The 20,913-nt window shown below is 39.4% G+C and carries 21 protein-coding genes and 1 pseudogene; 14 read left to right on the top strand and 8 right to left on the bottom strand.

Annotated elements, in window-relative coordinates:
- Window positions 1-16: 16 nt before the first annotated feature.
- Window positions 17-1,885, top strand: coding sequence for an OmpA family protein (locus BLS32_RS03270; RefSeq protein ID WP_091391848.1), 1,869 nt, complete (start codon window positions 17-19; stop codon window positions 1,883-1,885).
- Between the two features lie 293 nt (window positions 1,886-2,178).
- Here the strand turns inward: BLS32_RS03270 and BLS32_RS18795 are convergent, their stop codons facing one another.
- The 5 genes from BLS32_RS18795 to BLS32_RS03250 all read right to left on the bottom strand — a co-directional run bounded on the left by BLS32_RS18795 (window position 2,179) and on the right by BLS32_RS03250 (window position 7,932).
- Window positions 2,179-2,646, bottom strand: a complete 468-nt coding sequence (locus tag BLS32_RS18795) for a GNAT family N-acetyltransferase (protein ID WP_307725603.1) — start codon at window positions 2,644-2,646, stop codon at window positions 2,179-2,181.
- A gap of 29 nt (window positions 2,647-2,675) precedes the next feature.
- The gene (locus BLS32_RS18790; protein WP_307725602.1) at window positions 2,676-2,903 is read right to left on the bottom strand and encodes a hypothetical protein; all 228 of its coding nucleotides are present in this window, start codon (window positions 2,901-2,903) and stop codon (window positions 2,676-2,678) included.
- A 226-nt stretch (window positions 2,904-3,129) separates the two neighbouring features.
- Entirely contained in the window at window positions 3,130-4,491 is a 1,362-nt protein-coding gene (locus tag BLS32_RS03260) for a DUF5689 domain-containing protein (RefSeq protein WP_139171682.1), read from the bottom strand.
- A gap of 10 nt (window positions 4,492-4,501) precedes the next feature.
- Window positions 4,502-5,122 (bottom strand): choice-of-anchor J domain-containing protein, encoded by a 621-nt coding sequence (locus BLS32_RS03255; protein ID WP_170227521.1) that lies wholly within the window; start codon window positions 5,120-5,122, stop codon window positions 4,502-4,504.
- 11 nt (window positions 5,123-5,133) lie between these two features.
- Window positions 5,134-7,932, bottom strand: a complete 2,799-nt coding sequence (locus BLS32_RS03250; RefSeq protein ID WP_091391845.1) for a carboxypeptidase-like regulatory domain-containing protein — start codon at window positions 7,930-7,932, stop codon at window positions 5,134-5,136.
- 138 nt (window positions 7,933-8,070) lie between these two features.
- On the opposite strand from BLS32_RS03250, the gene BLS32_RS03245 reads away from it, so the two are divergent.
- From BLS32_RS03245 to amaB, 5 genes are all read left to right on the top strand, one after another.
- Window positions 8,071-9,180, top strand: coding sequence for an endonuclease/exonuclease/phosphatase family protein (locus BLS32_RS03245; RefSeq protein ID WP_091391844.1), 1,110 nt, complete (start codon window positions 8,071-8,073; stop codon window positions 9,178-9,180).
- A 146-nt stretch (window positions 9,181-9,326) separates the two neighbouring features.
- Entirely contained in the window at window positions 9,327-9,860 is a 534-nt protein-coding gene (locus BLS32_RS03240) for a 3-hydroxyanthranilate 3,4-dioxygenase (RefSeq protein ID WP_091391843.1), read from the top strand.
- A 473-nt stretch (window positions 9,861-10,333) separates the two neighbouring features.
- Entirely contained in the window at window positions 10,334-10,525 is a 192-nt protein-coding gene (locus BLS32_RS18620; protein ID WP_170227520.1) for a hypothetical protein, read from the top strand.
- 169 nt (window positions 10,526-10,694) lie between these two features.
- Entirely contained in the window at window positions 10,695-10,988 is a 294-nt protein-coding gene (locus BLS32_RS03230; RefSeq protein WP_091391841.1) for a hypothetical protein, read from the top strand.
- A gap of 364 nt (window positions 10,989-11,352) precedes the next feature.
- Window positions 11,353-12,906 (top strand): L-piperidine-6-carboxylate dehydrogenase, encoded by a 1,554-nt coding sequence (amaB, locus tag BLS32_RS03225; RefSeq protein ID WP_091391840.1) that lies wholly within the window; start codon window positions 11,353-11,355, stop codon window positions 12,904-12,906.
- Window positions 12,907-13,032: 126 nt separating this feature from the next.
- Here amaB and BLS32_RS03220 read toward each other — a convergent pair whose 3' ends face one another.
- Window positions 13,033-13,557 (bottom strand): DUF6646 family protein, encoded by a 525-nt coding sequence (locus tag BLS32_RS03220; protein WP_307725601.1) that lies wholly within the window; start codon window positions 13,555-13,557, stop codon window positions 13,033-13,035.
- A gap of 56 nt (window positions 13,558-13,613) precedes the next feature.
- Window positions 13,614-14,339 carry a metallophosphoesterase family protein gene (locus BLS32_RS03215; protein WP_091391839.1) on the bottom strand — a complete coding sequence of 242 codons (726 nt, stop codon included), beginning with the start codon at window positions 14,337-14,339 and terminating at the stop codon, window positions 13,614-13,616.
- Window positions 14,340-14,490: 151 nt separating this feature from the next.
- On the opposite strand from BLS32_RS03215, the gene BLS32_RS03210 reads away from it, so the two are divergent.
- The 8 genes and pseudogenes from BLS32_RS03210 (at window position 14,491) to BLS32_RS03180 (ending at window position 19,610) form a co-directional block, all read left to right on the top strand.
- On the top strand, window positions 14,491-15,159 hold the full coding sequence (locus tag BLS32_RS03210; protein ID WP_091391838.1) for a response regulator: 669 nt from the start codon (window positions 14,491-14,493) through the stop codon (window positions 15,157-15,159).
- 120 nt (window positions 15,160-15,279) lie between these two features.
- The gene (locus BLS32_RS03205) at window positions 15,280-15,675 is read left to right on the top strand and encodes a hypothetical protein (RefSeq protein WP_091391837.1); all 396 of its coding nucleotides are present in this window, start codon (window positions 15,280-15,282) and stop codon (window positions 15,673-15,675) included.
- A 40-nt stretch (window positions 15,676-15,715) separates the two neighbouring features.
- Entirely contained in the window at window positions 15,716-16,132 is a 417-nt protein-coding gene (locus tag BLS32_RS03200) for a hypothetical protein (RefSeq protein WP_091391836.1), read from the top strand.
- Between the two features lie 66 nt (window positions 16,133-16,198).
- Window positions 16,199-16,618: pseudogene (locus tag BLS32_RS18830) on the top strand (aspartyl protease family protein); the annotation flags it as partial.
- A gap of 18 nt (window positions 16,619-16,636) precedes the next feature.
- Window positions 16,637-17,320 carry a hypothetical protein gene (locus BLS32_RS03195; RefSeq protein WP_245699312.1) on the top strand — a complete coding sequence of 228 codons (684 nt, stop codon included), beginning with the start codon at window positions 16,637-16,639 and terminating at the stop codon, window positions 17,318-17,320.
- A gap of 10 nt (window positions 17,321-17,330) precedes the next feature.
- Window positions 17,331-17,792: a hypothetical protein gene (locus tag BLS32_RS03190; RefSeq protein WP_139171681.1), complete on the top strand. Its 462-nt coding sequence runs from the start codon at window positions 17,331-17,333 to the stop codon at window positions 17,790-17,792.
- Window positions 17,793-17,804: 12 nt separating this feature from the next.
- Window positions 17,805-18,941, top strand: a complete 1,137-nt coding sequence (locus BLS32_RS03185; RefSeq protein WP_091391833.1) for a hypothetical protein — start codon at window positions 17,805-17,807, stop codon at window positions 18,939-18,941.
- A 36-nt stretch (window positions 18,942-18,977) separates the two neighbouring features.
- The gene (locus BLS32_RS03180; RefSeq protein ID WP_091391832.1) at window positions 18,978-19,610 is read left to right on the top strand and encodes a T9SS type A sorting domain-containing protein; all 633 of its coding nucleotides are present in this window, start codon (window positions 18,978-18,980) and stop codon (window positions 19,608-19,610) included.
- Between the two features lies 1 nt (window position 19,611).
- On the opposite strand, the gene BLS32_RS03175 is transcribed toward BLS32_RS03180, so the two are convergent.
- Complete coding sequence (locus BLS32_RS03175) at window positions 19,612-20,751, bottom strand: ATP-binding protein (protein WP_091391831.1); 1,140 nt, start codon at window positions 20,749-20,751, stop codon at window positions 19,612-19,614.
- Between the last annotated feature and the right edge of the window lie 162 nt (window positions 20,752-20,913).

Below are 20,913 nucleotides of genomic sequence, written 5' to 3'. Positions count from 1 at the left end.
AAAAGCTACACTAAAAATGAAGAATCTATATATCGCATTAAGTTTTGTGATGGCCAGTGCAAGTCTTTCGGCGCAAAATAAAGACACGCAAAAAGCCGACAAACTTTTTAATCAATATGAATATGTTGATGCCGCTGATGAATACCTGAAACTGGTTGACAAAGGAAAAGCTGACGGCTATGTTTACAAACAGCTTTCGGACACCTATTACAATATGTTCAATACTGCCGAAGCCGCAAAGTGGTATGCCAAAGCAACTGAAACCACTCAGGATGCCGAAACATATTTTCGCTACGCGCAAATGTTGAAAGCCAATGGAAAATATGAAGAAGCCAACAAGCAAATGAAGAAATTTGCGAGCCTGGCGCCAAACGACCAACGTGCCAAAACATTCAATGAAAATCCAAATTACATCCCGAAATTACTCGATAAAGAGAAATTGTTCGATGTAAAATCGTCTGACGTAAGCAGTGATAAATCGGATTTTGGAGCGGTTTTGTATGACAATACATTGTATTTTACAAGTGCGCGTAACGGAGCCAGAAAAAACTACGGCTGGAACGAAGAACCGTTTCTTGACATTTACCAGGCAGATTACAATGCAGATGGTACGATTACCAATGCAAGAACGGTATCTGAATTGAATACGCCACGCCACGACGGACCGGTTACGATCACTGGAGATGGAAATACAATCTATTTTTCAGGCGACAGTTTCAGGGAAAAATCTTTCGAAAGAGACAAAAAGAACAACCTGAAATTGGGCCGCAACAATTTATTCAAAGCGACTAAAGAAGGCGACAAATGGACGAATATCACGTCGTTGCCATTCAACAGCAAAGAATATTCTACAAGCAACCCAAGCATCAGCAGAGACGGAAAAACACTTTATTTTTCTTCTGACATGCCTGGAAGTTTAGGCGGCGTAGACGTTTGGAAAGTGGCTGTAAATGCCGACGGAACTTTTGGAACTCCGGAAAATTTAGGTAAAAAAGTCAATTCTGAAGGCAATGAAAGCTTTCCTTTCATTTCTGACGACAACACGACGCTATATTTCGCTTCAAACGGAAAACAGGGATTTGGAGGTCTTGACATTTTCAAAGTTGATCTGAGCAAAGGCACCGAAGCTTCAAACGTTGGAAAACCGGTGAATACTGAAAAAGATGATTTCGCTTTCTCGTTCAACAAAGCAAAGAACATCGGATTCCTTTCCACAAACAGGAACGGGAATGATGATATTTTCATCGTAAACCCAATCTGTGGCGTTGGTGTTCAAACCTTGGTTACCGATGCAAAGACCGGAAAGCCATTGGCCAATGCAAGCGTTGCGATTGTGGATGACAAGAAAAACGTCATTTCTACAGAAAAAACAAATGCCAAAGGCGAAGTGTCTTATCGCGTAGAATGTAATAAAGATTACACTGTTCAGGTTTCAAGAGAAGGTTATGAAAGCAATACATTCCCGGTGGCTAAAAATCCTGGAGGCGATGTAAATGTTACTGCAGCGCTTCAGCCAATCGAAACGATCGTGAAAGAAAACGAGGTCACCTTAAATTCAATTTTCTTTGAATTCGACAAAAGCAACGTCACACGTGAAGGCGCTTTCGAATTGGACAAACTGGTGCAGGTGTTGAAAAACAACCCAACGATGGTTATTCTGGTTAAAGCACATACCGACAACCGCGGTAGCGATGTTTACAACTTGAACTTATCTGACAGAAGAGCTAAATCAACGGTGCAGTACATCATCTCTAAAGGCATTCCTAAAGCCAGGATCTCTGGAAAAGGATTTGGGGAAACAGCACCAAAAGTAGATTGTAAAGAAGCTTGTACAGAAGAACAACATGCTCAAAACAGGCGTTCAGAATTCCTGATCGTAAAATAACAGCAGCTTATAAATAAAAAAGCCGGACAGCAATGTCCGGCTTTTTTTGTTTTATGAATTTGGCCGTAAAGCGCAAGCCGATTTTAGCACGTTAAAAGCGTTGATTTTTTTAAAGCACTTCTTAGTTCGGCGTTTCACTTTTTCCCGCTAAAATAAGCTCCATTTAGATGTTACAGCGTTTCTATGGTGTAGCATGGCCAACAATTTTTTTAAACCCCAGTTTTTGGTACAGGCTGATCGCCGGTTTCAGGATGGTATTGCTTTCGAAATACAACTTTTTAGCACCTGCTTCTTTAGCAGCATGCACAACAGCCAATCCGATCAAATAGCCTATGTTTTTGTGCTTTTGGAGAAACCGCCATTTTAGCCATTTCGAAGTCATAATGATGGTCCTCCATTTTAACCAGAGCGCAAACGCCAAGCGGTTCGTCGTTGTAAAGCGCAATGAATATTTGTCCGCTATTGTCGAGGATGTATTCTTTCGGATGATCCAACGCTTTGTAATCGGCCGGTTCCATTTCAAAATAGGTAGAAATCCACTCTTCATTTAATGATTTAAAAGCCGATTGGTATTCGGGTTTGTAGGATACGATCTTTACATTTTTGCTTTCGCGGATTTTTTTTTGCTCCTGAACCCTTTTCAGTAATGATTTCTGACCAAGCAAAAATTCCCATTCTTCAATCGCTTCCCAGAGGTTGTTTGTTGCTTCATTGATCAGGGTTTCTACAGCATTGCCGACATCCTTGTGCTGGATGCGCATTTTTTCCGAAAGGGCGGCCCCCTTTTCAGTTAAACCAACCACATTGCGGCGTTTGTCATGGGATTGCATTTTTTCCTGAACCAATCCGCCTTGATCATCTCTTTAATGATTTTTGTGACTGAAGGCTGTGAATGCCCGATGTCTGTTGCGATTTCGGTAATCGTTTTTCGCCGTCTTTCGACAGTATAAAAAACACCGGAAACCATTTTGGTGAGAATTCCAGCTGGATCGTATATTTTAGCCGCATCTTCTGTCATTTTTGCCGTCATTAAACGCAGCCGGCTGCCTAAGCCATTTTCCCGGTTCTTTCAAATAGGTTCGTAAATCTGATTGTATAATTGGTTATGAAAATAGATTATATATTTTAATCTCAGGTTTGATCCAATATAATTATGCGCTTATGTACAAGATTAACGTTAGTTGGGAATGTATAAAACAAAAAAAAGAGGCCCTAAAGCCTCTTTTATAATATGTATTTCCAGTTTAGTTTACAACGATGTTGTCAATTCCTAAATTGGTTGTCAGCCTTGGTACAATTCCGGTTCCTGTATATTCCAAGATTAGGAAACCGTCACCGGTTACGTCAGCCGGAATGTTGTAAGTTCCAGCAGATGTAAAGCTTGTCGATGTTTGAGAAGCAAGATTTGCAAACTGAGAGGTGATGTTTACCAATCCTGAAAGGCTTCCGCCAACGGTGTAGTTTTTAGCATAATATACTTTCAACGGCACGTGCCCTGAAGTAAGGAAATCTACTTTGTACTGGAATGTAATGCTGTTTGCAGCTGTAAAATCAATCGGCACTGCAAAGAAAGTCCTGTTTACCTCATTGCTGTTGAATGAAGACATTTCAATGAATTTTGTTGCAGTCGTTTTAATAGCCCATGATTTGTTTCCAACAACCGGATCATTCACGTATTTCGGGAAATTGTCCTGTGCATTCACATAGCTTTCGAAATCTTCGGTAAAAGCACCAAGGAAAGTAAGCGGTCTTGTAGTGCCCAGTTGGATGTCACTTTCATATCTTACGATAAATTGGTACGTACTTGAAAATTTGGTCATTACACCTCTGATTTTACCCACACCTGCAGGAACTTGTTTCCCAGAAAACGGTGCAAAGCTGCTGAAACGGATGATGTTTGAAGCACCGCCATTATTATCTACAATACTGTGGTTTGTAGCACCACCTCCAGAATCGATGTCATAGTAGGTTCTTCCAACAGAAGCATCAACAAATCTAACGTTGTCAATTTCTACAAGCGTATTCAAATTGGCATCGTTATAGGCTTGAGCCAAAGTCATCGATCTTACAAAACTGTCTTCAGCAACATCATTACATGATGGGAAAAGGTAGTTTTTGTAAGTAAGTTCAGAAATTCTTCCAATTTCCGCAGCAGCAGTAGGAGATGATTTGTACAATTCTCCAATTGCCAATGAACCGGATACTTTTGCAGTATACAAGCCTTTCAGTTTGATAAACACTTTTTTACCTGGCTTAAAGCCTTCTCCAAAAGAAGAAGTAATGTTAAGCGAAACACTAAATCCTACAGGAGCCGATCCGTCAGTAGGAATGGTCTGTAAAGAAACTGATTTGTAAAAAGTTCCTTTTTCATCACTTGAAGTGACATACCCTTCGATAATATCATCAGCAGTATATTCTACTGGTGGCGTACTTGCAGAAGTCCTTCCGGCAATAACTTCCTGGATGGTTTTGTTTGCGGTAAGGCCCGGATCAACACAAGTGAGTTCTGGTGCGCTGTAATCGTCTCCATTTTCACATCCGGTAACGATTCCGGCAATGATGGCGATGAATAAAGCAGATTTTACTATAATAGATTTCATATTCATGTCTTAATTTTTAATAAGTAATTCTTAAGTTGTCGATTTGGTAAGAACCGTCAAGATTGGTGTTTGTTCCCGAACCTTTTACCCTGAAGGCAATGTGAACCGGCCCACTGTAAGAAGATAAATCAACATCGCCTGATTTCAGGAATGCGAAATATGTACTTGTTGTTGTTGGAAAATTCGCTGAAAGCGGTGTCCAGTGTGCAGTGGTAACATTGGCGACAGTTCCGTCAAAGTCTGTTGAGATCAGGACTTCCAATGTATTGGCAGTATTGGTCACATAACTTTGCGCCGACTGGAATAACAGTTTCTCATTTGGATGTGCACCCAAAGTAATCGAAGGTGTAATCAACCAGCCGATGTTTACAGCATCTCCAGAATTAAATGAACTGTACTCTGCATAATTATTGCTGCTGTAGTATTGTGAAGTCCATCTGGAGCTTCCCAATTCGTTGTAATTTAACCAACCCGGAAGGGCAAGCAAGGTATTGTCAACAGCATTCAATTCAAAATCTTCTCCAAAAATAACCGGTTTGTAATTTGGCAATACCGTGTCGTCATCACCAACACAACTGGTCAGCATTCCTGCAGTCAATACCGCAAGAAAGAGTGCTTTTACGCTATTCGTTTTCATAACTTTCATAATTAAAATTGGATATAAAGGTTAACAAAATAAGTTCTTCCGTAACCGTAGAAATATTTATTTCCGAAAACCGGTGTTCCGCTTGCGCGATCCTGGCTTAACTCTCTGTAATTTCCGTTTCTTGCCTGTTCAAAACCACCTGTTTTGTAAGTCACGTCAAAGATGTTGTTGATGCTTGCAAAGAAGCCGATCGTGTTTCCTTTGATTCTCCATGATTTACCACCGGTAAGGTTTACCAGATAAAAATCGTCAAATTTTTCTTGTTTCAACAATTCATTGGCTCTAGCGTCATTGGCATCTACGAATGGAAGTCCGAAAGGATCGCTTGGGTTTCTGAAGAAATTGTCTGTTCTTAATAACGGCGCTACGTCCATATAATTGCTTGCAAGGTAATTGGCATTGGCACCAACCCACCAGAATTTAGGATCGCGGTATTCCAATCCGAAAGAGTAAGCTTCCTGTGGCGTTCCGGGCAATCTGTAATCTTTTAGTTTTGCAGTTCCGAAATCAACTACCGGATTTGGGTTTGTTGCAGAAGCAAGTGCATCCTGGTTCAATCTCACATGCGGGTTGTTGTCATACGTATATTGTCCGTAAGCAGCAGATGCAATGGCTTTGATCGTAGAAGTAATCTGGTATTCAAGGCCAAGCTCAGCGCCCATTTGTTTTTTGTCGATTCCGGTAACGGTTTCAGCTACGAAAGCATCTGAATCTGAACTTTCAGAATCATCAAAAATCCCTTCTGCATAGAAGAATGAAGTTTCGGTAGAATTCTTGATTTTAGCGAAATATCCGGTCAACCTTGCTTTCAATTTTGGCGTTCTGATAATGTAGCTCAAATCGGCACTTGTAATGTTTTCGTTTGTAGCATCGGCTACCACATTGTTGCTTACACGCGCATTAGGGAAAACGTTTCTCATTGAAGGCGCTTTGGTCATATAAACACCGTTAGCAGTCAGGTATTGTCTTCCTGAAATTTTGTAAGTCACGCCACCTTTAAAACCAAAGTTCTCAAAAGTCGTTTTCTGGCTTTTACCGAACGAGTTTGTTGGGTAATAACCGTTTCTGTACAAACCTTCTCTTTGGTAATCGGCACGTGTGAAAGTTTGCGCCATGTAAAAATCTACTTTTTTGTAAGTAAATTTAAATTGTGTGAACGCATCGATCGTGTTTGCTCTTAAAATGTAGTTGTAACCAAAAGTATCACCTTCGCCTACTTTTCTGTCCAAATTGTTCAGGTCAGGTTGTGTTTGCATGTAGTTTCCACCAAAAGTATCGGTTTCTTCATAATATTTACCTCCCAAAAGATCCAAAAGATTCTGGAAGTTGTGTGATCTCAAACCTCTGAAAGTCACACCACCATTAAAAGCGATGTTGTCTGCCAATTGAGAGCTTAAAATAGAGTTTGCAGTCCACTGGTTGTCATCGGTACGGTCTTCATATAAAATGTAGGCACTGTTTCCGGCTGCAGTTGAAGCATTTGCAGCATACATTTGCGCCCAGTCGATTTGTCTGTTTGTTAAGAAAGGAGCGTTTTTCGCTTGTGTGAGATAAGGCTCCTGGTTTCCAACCAAAGTCGTTCCTGAATAGGTTGAAGTATAAAAGCTTGGCAACAATCTGTAATAGGTAGGATCAGGATTGTTTACACCTTGATAATCCAAACGGCTGTTCCCGATGCTTCCTGTTTGAAAGGCAACGTTTGTGTTTAAATTAGTCCTGTCGCTTAATTTCCAGTAGTGGCTTAACATCACGATAGGCTCTTCAACATCTTTGTCTCTCGAGTTTCTTTTTTCGCCATCTTGCCATCCCCAGTAAGAGTTGTATTTTACACCTGCAATATTCGTTACTTCGTCTGTATTAGGCGAGCTTTTTCCGCGGCTGTTCTGCGCGTAGATTGCGGTAAGGTTTAACGAGTGCTTTTCGTTGAATTTCTTTTCAACACTTGCAAATAAAGAGTTTGCAGCATAATCTGTCCCGTCAAAATAACCTTCCTGTGCCCAGCGTCTTCCCGCTGAAATCACATAAGCCCAACCGTTGGTGTTCATGCCTGAAGCATGTGTCGCCATAGCCCTGAAGCTGTAATTGGTATTGGTATTTGCAAACGAAATTCTGGTTCCAGGCCTGTAAATTGACGCTCTGGTATTAATTTCCTGTGTTCCAAGGATGCCGCCAAAAGTATAATCAGATGGTGCAGATCCTGTGGTAAATTCCTGATTACGGGTCGCATCATTCAATCCGCCCCAGTTGCTCCATTGTGGCCTTCCGTCGTAAATTTTATTCATGACTACACCATTAATCATGGTCGTCGCATTTTCATTGTCCAAACCACGGATCCTGAAACGTGCCTGTCCCCAGTTAAAAGCAGCAGTTTGCTGGAAAGCATCACGCGAAGCCTGTAAAAGCCCTGCAGTACTTTCTGAACCGCTGTTGTCGTCACCCAAATCATTCTCAGTAATCGTAATCAAGCTGAGCTGTTGCTCTTCTGTTTGGTCTTCTTCCAAAACAACTACGCCTAAATCCAGTATTTTTCCGGCAACAACTTCTACCTGAAGCAATTGTGCTTTGTAACCCTGGGTTTTCACTTCCAACAACTGATTTCCTGCAGCAACATCCACAAGTGTAAATTTACCGGTAGCATCTGAGAGCTGGGTAAGGTTTGTGTTCTGGATGGATGCAACAACATTTTGTAAAGGTTTTTGTGTTTTAAGGTCGACCGCTTTCCCAGTAATCCCGGTAGCTGACTGTGCAAAAACAAAAATCACCTGCATTACAAATAATGTACTAATAACAAGTTTTTTCATAAATAAAAAATGGTTTAATTTACATGTTTGCCAAGAAATTAATTTCTTAACGGCTGCAAATGTACAGGATTAATTAATATTATTTACTTTTGCTGCCAAGTTTGTGTTAAACTTCATCGTAAATTAATATTCAATTTAATGAGAATTAAAAATTTTATCGCCGTTTTGTTTGCAATATTCGCAATCGGCAGTACCAAAGCGCAGCAAAAAAAGTTTATTGTGCATACGGTTGCTTTCTATAATGTCGAGAATCTTTTCGACACGATCAACCAGCCGAATAATGATGAAGAATGGCTTCCGAATGGCGCGCAAAACTGGACTTCAAAAAAGTACAAGCAAAAGATCAGCAACATGGCGCGTGTGATCTCTGAGATCGGTACCGGTGAAAACCCAAACAATTCTCCAACGATCATCGGGGTTTCTGAAATTGAAAACCGTGGCGTACTCGAAGACCTTACCAAAGACCCGAAACTCATCGGAAAAGATTATGGAGTCGTTCATTTCGATTCTCCGGACAAACGCGGAATTGACGTTGGATTCCTGTATCAGAAAAAACACTTCAAGCCAACTAGCTATATCAACGTGCCGCTTTACATCTACAACAAGCCGCAAACCGATAAGGAAAAAGAAGAAAAAGACGATTCCCCGGACGACAAAGACAAAGTGGTGGTTGTTCCTACCGATACACGTGTCTACACCAGGGATCAATTGCTCGTTACAGGTTTATTGGACGGCGAAGAAATCAATGTCATCGTAAACCACTGGCCGTCACGCTCAGGCGGAGAAAAGAAAAGCAGCCCGTTTCGCGAGGCAGCCGGAAGGCTAAACCGCAAGATTATAGATTCGCTTCAAAGGATCAACCCAAATGCGAAAGTAATTACGATGGGCGATTTGAACGACGGAACGTATAATAAAAGCGTAAAAGTAGAACTTGGCGCCAAATTAAAACGCTCGGAAGTCAAAGAAAACGGCATTTACAATCCGTTCGAGCAAATGGCAAAAGACGGAAACGCGACCTTATTCTACCGCGATGCCGGGGATATTTTCGACCAGATTATGGTGACAGAACCCTTAATCCGCAACGATTTTTCTTCGTTCCGTTACTGGAAAGCCGGCATTTTCAATAAGCCTTATTTGATTCAGACCACAGGGCAGTTTAAAGGATATCCGTTGCGCCACGGTGCAAATGAAGTCGGTTTCAGCGATCACTTCCCGGTTTACATTTACCTGATTAAAGAGGTGAAATAATTGATAATTAACAATTGATAATAGATAATGATGCGTTTGCGAATACAATTCAATAGTCGTAAATCGTATATCTGAAATCGTAAATAAAAAAGGTTAGTTTCGGCTAACCTTTTTTATTTTCATTAAATTAGCGTAAAAATAACATTATGGCCATTCCTGCACCTTTCAACCTCAATAAATGGATCGATGAAAACCGCCACATGCTCAAACCTCCGGTTGGCAATAAAAACATCTACAAGGATTCCGGGGATTACATTGTAATGGTTGTAGCCGGGCCAAATGCACGCAAAGATTACCATTACAATGAAACCGAAGAATTGTTTTACCAGCTTGAAGGTTCAATAAAAATAATTGTCCAGGACAATGGCGAGCGCCGCGAAATGGAACTTCATGCCGGCGATATGTACCTGCATCCGGCAAAAACACCGCATTCGCCTGTACGTTCAGAAGGTTCGATCGGACTCGTTATCGAACGAAAACGCGCCGGAAAAGGTTTTACCGACGGACTTTTATGGTTCTGCGAAAACTGCAACCACAAATTACATGAAGTTTATTTTGAACTCCACGACATCGAAAAGGATTTCCTACCGCATTTCCAGCACTTTTACAATTCTGAGGAGCTGCGCACGTGTAAAAACTGTGGGACTGTGATGGAAGCCGATCCAAGATTTACTAAATAGTTCATCGGCGAATTTTTTATGACAACTGAAATTTCGAACCCAGTTATCTTTTTTCGACATTCGTTTGGGTGAGATTATTGAGCACATCAACATTTAAAATACAAGAGCAACTTCAATTGAGAAAACCGCAATAATCGCAATATCATAAAGTTAGAATAATGGCAAAACATTATCACCATTTTTGAAATGCATTCCATAAACAACATGATAAATTTAACAGAACAACTTATTTACAAAGAGGAAGGATTTAGAAAACGCATCGTTTTTTTTATAAGTTTTGGTTTTTTTTGCATATCGCTTACCCAAACCGCATTCACCACAAAAGACGGCATTTCTATTATCAGACAGCCCGCAATTCACATCTTGGCAATGGGCTTTTTTGACCTGCTCGCTTTTCATACTGCATGGCTCGCCAATCCGATATTGCTAATTTCTTATATCGCGTTATTCAGGGAAAAAAACCGCCCGTGCTCATGGGTTTTATTGGATTGTTGTGTTCTCTATCATTTTTATATTACGACGGGATACTTACAAATGAAGGCGGAACGAAAAGTGAAATTGTCTCTTACGGATTGGGCTATTGGTTGTGGGTCCTGAGTTCACTGACTTTTTTTTGCGGGACGCTGATTATTTATTTAAGACAAAAGCAGCAGCAAAACAGATAAACCAATTGTCGAAACTTATGGATTCACGAAAAAAAATTTATCCTGACAGGTAAAGCAAACCCGCTTTGATCCATGACCGTCGGGTGATACGCTATACAGAGTTTAAAACAAAAATGATTGTGATTACATTGAGCAAGGATTAACACATCTCACATAAGTATTTAACAAAATGCTGCATCTGGCGGAAGATATGTTTGGAGAAAGAGATAAAAACTGGACATATTGGTTTAGAATTTATGATGATGGTCCATATATTATGTACTATCCAAATAATCGAATTTCAATTGTTTTATCTACAAACTGTAGTCAGTTTATTCCAAATTCTCCTCAGCCATATTATCAACTTGCCCACGAAGTATGTCACATTTTGTATCCAACAGGAAAAAAAGATGCAAATATTTTAAATGAAGGTATTTCCACGTATTTTTCAAAACTATACCAAGAAAAACTTTTCCCTGATTAACATACGCAATTGACAATATCAAAAAATCTAATCACAGTGAAGCTTATTTTAGTTAAAAAACTTTTACACTCAGATCTGGATGCAATAAAGAAAATTAAGGTCTGTAAATTCTAATATCTCTGAAGTAACAAAAGAAGAGTTGAGGTCGTTAAACTTTGAAATGAAGAAGAGGATATTCAAAAATTGGTTGAAAAATTTTAAACGCCCACACCAATGGCCACAAATCATCGCTGATATCTGAATTAATTTTCAAATCGCCCATTCGTTAACCGACAGATCGCTAATTGCCAAATTCCCATTTATCCAATTCAAAAAATAATAATACATTTGCAGCCAGCAATTAATAACCGAAAAAAATATATAAATGGCAACAATAGCAGAACAGTTCGGCATGACCGAAGCTTTAGCCCAACTCGGCATCAAAGCCATCAATGACGGAACGTCAACTGGACAAAATACCTTCGCAGGCGGCGAACTTCTCGAATCTTATTCGCCGGTCGACGGCCAATTGATCGCAAAAGTAAAAATGTCCACTCCGGCCGATTATGAAAAAGTCATGCAAACGGCAACCGAAGCATTCAAGACTTTCCGTTTGATGCCAGCACCGCAAAGAGGTGAAATCGTGCGCCAGTTTGGTCAAAAATTACGCGACAATAAAGAAGCGCTTGGAAAACTCGTTTCTTACGAAATGGGAAAATCCCTGCAGGAAGGTTACGGAGAAGTCCAGGAAATGATCGACATCTGTGATTTTGCCGTTGGTTTGTCACGTCAGTTGCACGGTTTAACCATGCATTCAGAACGTCCGGGACACAGGATGTATGAGCAATACCATCCGCTTGGAATCGTAGGGATCATTTCGGCATTCAATTTTCCGGTAGCGGTTTGGGCCTGGAATACGGCTTTGGCTATGGTTTGCGGCGATGTTTGCGTTTGGAAACCTTCTGAAAAAACACCTTTATGCGGTGTGGCCTGCCAGAACATTTTGGCTGAAGTATTAAAAGAAAACAACCTTCCGGAAGGGATTTCATGCTTGATCAACGGCGATTACAAAATCGGGGAATTGATGACGGCAGATACACGCGTGCCATTGGTTTCTGCAACAGGTTCTACCAGAATGGGTAAAATCGTTGCTCAGGCAGTTGCAGGCCGACTCGGAAAATCATTATTAGAATTGGGCGGAAACAACGCGATCATCGTGACTCCGGATGCCGATATTAAAATGACTGTAATAGGTGCTGTTTTCGGCGCTGTTGGAACGGCTGGGCAAAGATGTACGTCAACCAGAAGGTTGATCATCCACGAAAGCATTTACGACAAAGTAAAAGACGCGATCGTTTCGGCCTATGGTCAATTGAAAATCGGAAATCCATTGGATCAAAATAACCACGTTGGGCCGGTAATCGATACGCATGCTGTAGAAATGTATAACAAAGCGTTGGCGAAAGTGGTTGAAGAAGGCGGAAAAATATTGGTTGAAGGCGGCGTGCTTTCTGGCGAAGGCTACGAAAGCGGTTGTTATGTAAAACCTGCAATCGCCGAAGCAAAAGGCGAATATGCAATCGTGCAGCACGAAACTTTTGCACCAGTTTTATATTTATTGAAGTATTCGGGCGAAGTAGAAAATGCGATCGACATCCAGAATGGCGTAGCGCAAGGGCTTTCTTCGGCGATCATGACCAATAATCTGCGTGAAGCCGAAAGGTTTTTATCGGTAACCGGTTCAGATTGCGGCATTGCAAATGTAAACATCGGAACTTCAGGAGCTGAAATCGGTGGCGCATTCGGCGGCGAAAAAGAAACCGGCGGTGGACGCGAATCAGGTTCCGATGCCTGGAAAATCTATATGAGAAGACAAACCAATACGATCAATTATACGACCAGTTTGCCATTGGCACAGGGAATCAAATTTGATTTGTAGTCATTGACTGATAAAGTGAAGCCGGTAATTATTTACCGGCTTTTTTTATAAAATAAACTTTCGCAAGAATGAGAAATGAAAAAACCCGCCTTAAAAGCGGGTTTCCTATTTATGACTGCATCTGAATTAGAAATTGAAAGAAGCACCAATGTTGAGTGCAAACTGGTTGTTGTATTTTTCAGTTCCATAAGATTTACCACCATATTTTGTGATTGGAACCCCAGCTTCAGTGAACACACCAAATCCGTCGGTAAAGAAATAACGGAAGCCAATGTGTGTTCCGAAATTACGCAAACCCAAATTCAATCCTGGATAAAGGTCCATGGCTGCCGGCAATCCGATAACGTTACCGAGATTGGCGTTAAAACGAACTTTGGCATCGAATTTATCGATGAAATCCGGCTCGTCAAGCTTGGGAAAACCTTGGTTGTCATTGATAATTTGGTCATCTGCGGCAAGCAAATAGGTAGTGGTAACTCCGACAGAAATATTTTCACCCAATCCGAAATCGGCCGATGCGTGAATTCCTGTTCCGCCGCTTTGCAAGTTGGCGGCAACCTGAAATTTCTTGTCGCCTTTGCCTTTATAAGCCTGCGCACTAGCAAAAGCCGTGATGCATAACAATGCCAGTGTGATGATTTTTTTTATCATAAGTTTGTTTTTTTAGTTCTTGAATAAATTGGAGGTGCAAATGTAACAAGTTATTGTTAATTCCGCCCTTTTTCTTCAGGATAAAGGCTCGGCAGCGGATCACTTTGCCAAAATTCCTTCGAATCTACATCTAAAATGCTTAAAGGCCCAAGAAAAGCAGCGCCTGTATCCATATTCCAGATGTTAGCGCGCTGTGTTGGAATGGTTTCCCCAATTCGGGTTACCGGCGTATGGCCGATAAAAATCTCATCATATAGCCCAAAGCGTTTGGGATAGGACGGATTGTCGGTTTTCATGTTTGGATCCAGCGCCAGAGCGGTTTCCCAAAGTGTTCGTTCCCAAAAAAGCAATCTTGGGAAATGTTCCGACCTTACACCGTGCAGGCTTGTAAACCCGGCATGGACAAACAGGCGGTTTTTAGCATCCAGGTAGTAATTGTGGAGTGATTCTAGGAATGTGACGTGGTGTTTTTTCGTTTCTTCGGATAATGTGGCATATGCTTTAATTGTCGCTTCGCCGCCGTGCTGAAACCACAGTTCATTGTCCTTTCCGCCGAGCCATTCGCGAAGCAGATCGTCATGATTGCCACGCATGAAAATACATTCCTGTTGCGTAGAAAGGTGCATCAGGAAATCAAGCACTTCAGGCGATTGGCTCCAGCCATCTACATAATCACCAAGGAAAATGAGCATATCGTTTTTAGTTACATTGGCACGTTCAAGGATTTGCCGCAAAGCGCGCATGCCACCATGAATGTCGCCAATGACAAGAGTTCTGTTCATAAAATGGAATATTTTACAAAAATAAACGAAAAAGCGCATTTACAGCAGGTGCATTTTAATTTGTTCAACTGCAATAAAATTTTAACATTTGTTGCGGAAAAACCGTAAACTGTAATCCAGGAAATCAAATAGTTTTCAATAAATAAAGGGTATGAAACGCATTAGGATTTTAATGATTGATGATCACCCTTCGCAAATCGAGGGCTATAAGATCATTCTGCATTGCAATGATTACGGCTATGAGGTAGAAACTATGGCTTGTTATGATTGTGAAAGTGCATACGAGGTGATTACTTCTGAAAAATTCTCCAATTCTTTTGATGTTGTTTTTCTGGATAAGAACATGCCGCCGTTTATTGAAAAGAATATTCATTCCGGAGAAGAACTGGTGCCATTTATCAGGAAGTATATGCCTGAAACCAAAGTAATCATCCTAACGTCATATATAGAAGCATTTGTCCTTTATAATATCGTGACTAAATTTCAACCGTCGGGATTGCTGGTCAAAAGTGATTTTCACCCTGATGAGCTTATTGTAGCGCTGGATGAAATCCTACAGGGAAAACAATACCACAGCCAGACGGTAAAGGCCAGTTTAAACCAATTGCTGTCTAAAAAAGAATTTTTGGACAGCTACAACCGCCAGATCATTTTGCTCTTGTCGCAGGGCGTAAAAACGAAAAGCATGCCTGAATACCTAAACATTTCATTGAGTGCCATTGAGAAAAGAAAGTCGCAAATTAAGGATTACTTCTGCATCACTACAAAAGGGACAGATGAGGATATTGTGAAAGAAGCGAGAAGATTGGGTTTTATTTAGTTAACAAATTGTATGGGAAAACCACAGTATCAGGTTTTTAAATGGATGTAGTTTTACAATATCAGATTACCCGGGATATCTGAAGAGTAGTTTAATATTGTTTAATTAAAATTCATTACCATGAAAAAATTATTTTATTTATTCGCCGCAATTTTATTTGGATTATCCGCAACTGCACAAAACAACACTTTTGCAAAATCTTCGATGGTTGTAATTGTTAGCCAGGCCAAAACCACATTTACAAAAGGGACAAGTTACAAAGACTGGCTTAACGCACAAGTCGGTAATACGGTTCCCAACGCCCAAGAAGAAAAACTTTTGAAGGAAGTTTATGGCTTTCTGACAGCAGGTTCAAATTCAGAAGCCATTTTTAAGAATTCAGAAGGCACTTCGTTAACAGAATTATCAAAAGTCAAAAACGGAGCTGTATTTGCCCAGGCCACTGCCCAACGCGGCCTATGGATGTTTTTAGTGAGATTGATCATTGAAATTTTAATCGAGGTAGTAGCTCCTTAACACAAACCATTTTTTAACACAAACCTTTAAATTTATTACCATGAAAAAATTACTTTATTTATTCGCCGCAGTTTTATTATCCTTTAATGCAATTGCTCAAGACAAAAACGCAGCAGTTCAGAATTTACTTAAATCATCAATGGTGGGTCTTGTTGACAATGCCAGGATGTATTACAAAGAAGGTATGACTTACGCACAGTTTACCACCACAATTTCAGATTCCAAAGCGCTTTCAAAAGAAGAAAGTGTTGTTGTGACAGAAGTTTACAACTTCTTGGCAGCGAAAACAAATACGGGTGACATCTTTGCAAAATATGATGGCAAATCGTTGAAAAATCTTGCTGCATCTGGTTCATCAAGCGGCTCAGTTGCCGTAGCAAGCCGATGTGGCTTTAAATGTTGGTTGCAGGCAATAAAGGATTTGATTGACATAATAATTGCCGTCGTAAATCCTTAAATTAAAATGCCTGAGGATATCGTTGTTGATTTCTTCAGGCTATTCTTTAATTTTAAATAATTCCACATGAAGTTTATTTATTTCTTTATTTTTTTATCGTTTACATCTTGCAGTGTCATAAAGATTTTTAGTGATCAAGAAATTAATATTTTAGAAAAATGTACTACAATTGGTTTTGATATGGGTATGCCTTTACTAAATGTAAAGTTAGATTCAGTTCAACACAGGTTTTTATTCGACACCGGGGCAACTGGTTCAGTAGTAGTTGATTCATCAGAAATTAAGGATTTTCAAAATAAGAATTTTTTTTATTTTGGTTCATCTGTCGGCGCAGATAAAAAAACTTCAAAGCGAAGATTGTTCACGGCAAATATCAATTCAGAAACATTTGAAGGAAAAAATAAAGTTTTTGCATTTTTTAATCTTCCGGTTCAAGAATGCCAAAAAGAACAAAAATTTTCTGGAATCATTGGAATGGATGTTTTGCTGGATCAAAAACTAACCATGTTTTTGAACTTTACTCAAAACCAATTGTGTAACATTTCAAAAGAAAGCCAAAATAAATTTTTAAAAGAAGAAAATTTTCAACGCATCAAATCTGAATGTAGCAGAAGAATGATTTATATTTTTATTACGATCGAAAATGTCGAATATAAATTTAAGCTTGATACCGGTTTTACTGGGGATTTGATAATTCCTAGATCTAAAATACAGAATTTTAAAAACCAAAACTTCAGGGCATTTGAAGGCTCGCTATTTTCAACATTAACAACTATAACTACGGGCAATGAATTGATTTTTAACGAGATGCCGGTAAAATTTGGAGTTCAAGCATTTCAGTCGCCTGTCATCATATCATCTACGATTGCTGCACAAAATGCAGGCATTAACTTTATTAAAAAATTTGACTGGATCATCGACTATGAAAAAAATCAGGTATACATTAAACCAAATATGAATATAGAAATTCCGATTTCCAAGAAAGAACGCCAATACGCCACAATTATGTACAAAGGAAATCTGGTCATTAAACTCAAAGAAATATCGCAAACAAAATACAATCTCGGAGACAAAATCGTCTCGGTAAACAATCAAAAAGTCACACCCGAAAACATCTGCGAACTTCAAGATTTCCTAAACAAAACCGAAGATTGGAATACACTTGATCTCGAAGTAATCCACAAATAAATATTTACCAATGGAAAAGTTTCTATCAGCAATAATGATTTTATTATTGCCATTAATCACTATTGCCCAAACCGAAAACAAATCAATTGCTGCGCAGGCCACTTTTGGCAGATATGGAGCTGACTGTTCTTCAGGCCGTGGCGCCTGTTCTTTCACAAGTTCGAAAACCATTGCTAAAACATCAGATTTTAGAACTTCAAAAAAAATGTCTGAAAATTCGCTACTGCTCGAAATCAAAAGAGCAACCTTATCAGTTGAAGATGAAACTAAAATCGCTGGCAAGCCTTTCAACCAAATTCAATCTGGAGAAGTATTGGTTTTCATACAGCAACAGCCATTGGAAATTGATGCCGAATCACTTCAGAACCTTTCTGTAAATCCAAAATACAATACCATTTTGCCAGGAAACTATCAAATGGCAATTGACAAGGAAACAGTTAAAATCACATTTACACTCTCCACAAAAAATTAAAATACAAATGCCATGAAACGCTTTTTTTTATTTTCATTGTTTCTCACTTTCTCATTTGGAAATGCTTTTACATTGGATGTTAAAGAAGGCAATCCAAATGCTGTGATACAAGAAATGCTTAAGGAAATTCAGGCAACTAATAAAAAATATGAACTGCTTTTAAACCAGAAAAACCTTCTGAAAAGCCAATTTAACGAAAGGTTAAAAAATGCAGTTTCCACAGATCAAAAAGTAGAGCTTTTAATTCAAAAAGACCAGATTCAGGAAGAAATTAAGATTTTGAAATTTGAAAACGGCAATGATATTTCCAAGATTCGATATTTAAAAGGATTGCAAATCATTAAAATTTTATACGAAAAAGTCTTAAGCCTCGATCATCATTTTGCCTCTGTGCGTACGCTAAATGAAATCAACAAAATTTCAAATCCAAATCAATATCCAGAATACAGCAAGCTCAAAGAAATCCTAAATGCTAAACGCGATAAAAAATTTGCAGTCGATTTAACCTCGATGCTTGGGACAAATACTATCGTTTCAGTGGTACAGACATTTACCAATATGATCGGTTCGACCCTTACACGCGAAGAAAAAGAAAGCGAAATAAAAAATGTAGAATGCGTACTTGATTTTACACTTCGGATGCAAAACGACCTTAATACAATTTATTTTGAAACAGCGTATCTGCAATCAGGCAATGATAAAATAAAACAGGATATTGAATTGCTTTTTAAAGATTATACCAAACCAATTGGTTATACTTCAACATTGGAAATCTGCAGGACCAACGATGACTGGGAAACCATTACCCAAAAGATGGATGAATATCTTGCCAAAGTAAAAACGGCAACCGGTTCTTCACAATATAAAATGCAGGTCAACATGGAATTTCCAATTGATCGATTGCTGCAATTCATTACACAATACAATGAGTTTATTGATCAGGGCGGAAAATTTTACGAAAAATTTAAAATCATACTCAACAGTTACGAGAATGAAAAACAATGTGAAACTAAACTTCCGCCAGAATATAAAAAATTGAAAGCCGACATTGACGTTGCCATCCAAAAATTTAATATTGCTTACAAGCCTGTAGAAGTTAATGGAACAAAAATGAAGGAAATCCTTTATGGATTAAATGAATTCGAATAAAATTTATCTATTGAATATTTCTAATCTCTACCCGCCATGCAAAAAATCATAACCATCCTTTTGCTTCAATTTCTAATGCAAAATGCTTTCGCACTCCAAATACACCAAATCAGGATCACTGAAAATTCGCCAAGAACAATCAACATCAGCCTTGACACCGAAGCCTCAGAATTGTATTATTTCCATTCCGGGCAATCACAGATTTCCGGCAATATAATAACAGTCAAAGCATTTTATATTAATGGCTTCGGCTCAACGATTGCTTACTTGAACAACAATTTTGAAATCCCGATAAACCCCAAGAGAAAAATGGGTTATCAGTTAAATGTCAAAGTTTACTACACGAATCTTCAGGACCTTCAAAATTCTGAAAATTTGCAGGACCAATGGACCGGATTTTTTCTGACGCCGTTGTCAGCGCCAACGTCCATTATCCATCCCATTGAAGAAAATCCGTTGAACTTTAAGTATCAAAATCCAAATCCCGGATTTATAAGCGTTGGATCACAAAATGTAAACGTGGCGATTTTCAATGCTAAAGGAAAATTTATTGAAAATAAAAAAGTTCACGAGCGGCTTGAGTTTTCCCATTTACCAAACGGATTGTATTATTTTAGATTTACAAACGAAACCACATCCCAGACCATTCCCATTATCCTCAAAAAATAGTCTAAACCCGATCGTATTTCATTTTCCGCAACACCCGCATCGCTTCTTTAAAAGCCAGATAAACACTCGGAAACGGCTTTAACAAAGGTTTCGCATCAGCCAGTTTTTGCTTTGCATCGTCGAAACCATTCAGGTAACAAATCATAAAAGTCGATGGCAAATTCTGCAAATCCCGGTTTTCGCGTTCAGACAATTCAAAGCCTTTGTGCAATTTGTCAATCAAAGCCAAATTAGAATTATAAATGTGATACAGCATTTTCCTGTTATATTCCGGCGGCTCAAACAACATTTCGCGCTCAATTTTATAATAGCCGTTTTCAAAAAACCGGATCGTTTGCTTTTCCAATGGATAATAACTCGTTTTGTCATTCAAACCCAAAGGCACAAACTCCAGAATCGTAAAAGTATCATCGTCAAACGTAATCGTCACATCGTCCTGAGCCGAATAAAACAGCTTGATCTGTTCATTGATCAGCGAAATATCCACACGCGACAAAAACGTTTTATCGCGCACTTTCTTCTGTACACCGGCCCAGCAAATCACAAACAATTCCTTAAAAACCTTGTATTTCGGCGAAATATCTTTGTGTTTCACATTCATGAAATCCATCACGCCATCCAAAGTATACGCAATGCTGTTGCGCGAATTGTTCTCAATTCCAATGACAATTTCCGTATTCTGGTAATTTTTTTCAAACGAAGTTTCAATTGGAACCGAATTGCTGCCGCGCCTTACAAACACCGTATTAGCCAAAATTGTATGAATGCCTTTCTTGAAAAAAGACACGTTTTTCTTCGGCCGGATCGTCACCAAACCCACCACGCGTTCTTTTGGCAAATTCGGAAACGGCACATTCTCATACTGGATTTTCGGCGGATGCTCCAAAAACGCATTCACCAGATTCTGGATTCGGCTGTCATCAAAAAAATCATCGCCCACAATCTCATTGTCCTGGTCTTCAACGCCCACAACAATGTAAGAATTATTCCCCGGATTCGAATTCGACAACGCGCAAATGTGCTTCAAAAATTTCGCTTTTCCCTCGCGCGTATGCAAATTCAACTGCCGCTTTTTGTCATAAAAACTGCTCTCATCATTGTGAGCCAAAAGGTTTTTAATCAAAAGCCGCTTGTTGATCATCTGCAATTCAGTTTTTTATCAGGAGCTATTTCCCGCTTTCCGTTACAATCTTTTTATTGTTCGTTCCTCTCAATAAAAAGGATTTCCACTTCAATCGGGGCTAGGGCAGTGTTTTCCAAAACAAATTCCCGGTTCCGAAACGTAAATCCCACTTCGTAAATC

The organism is Flavobacterium noncentrifugens (assembly GCF_900100375.1).
In the GTDB taxonomy this organism is placed as follows: Bacteria; Bacteroidota; Bacteroidia; order Flavobacteriales; family Flavobacteriaceae; genus Flavobacterium; species Flavobacterium noncentrifugens.
Note: the sequence above shows the minus strand (reverse complement) of the source record. Positions and strands in the feature narration are given on the sequence as shown.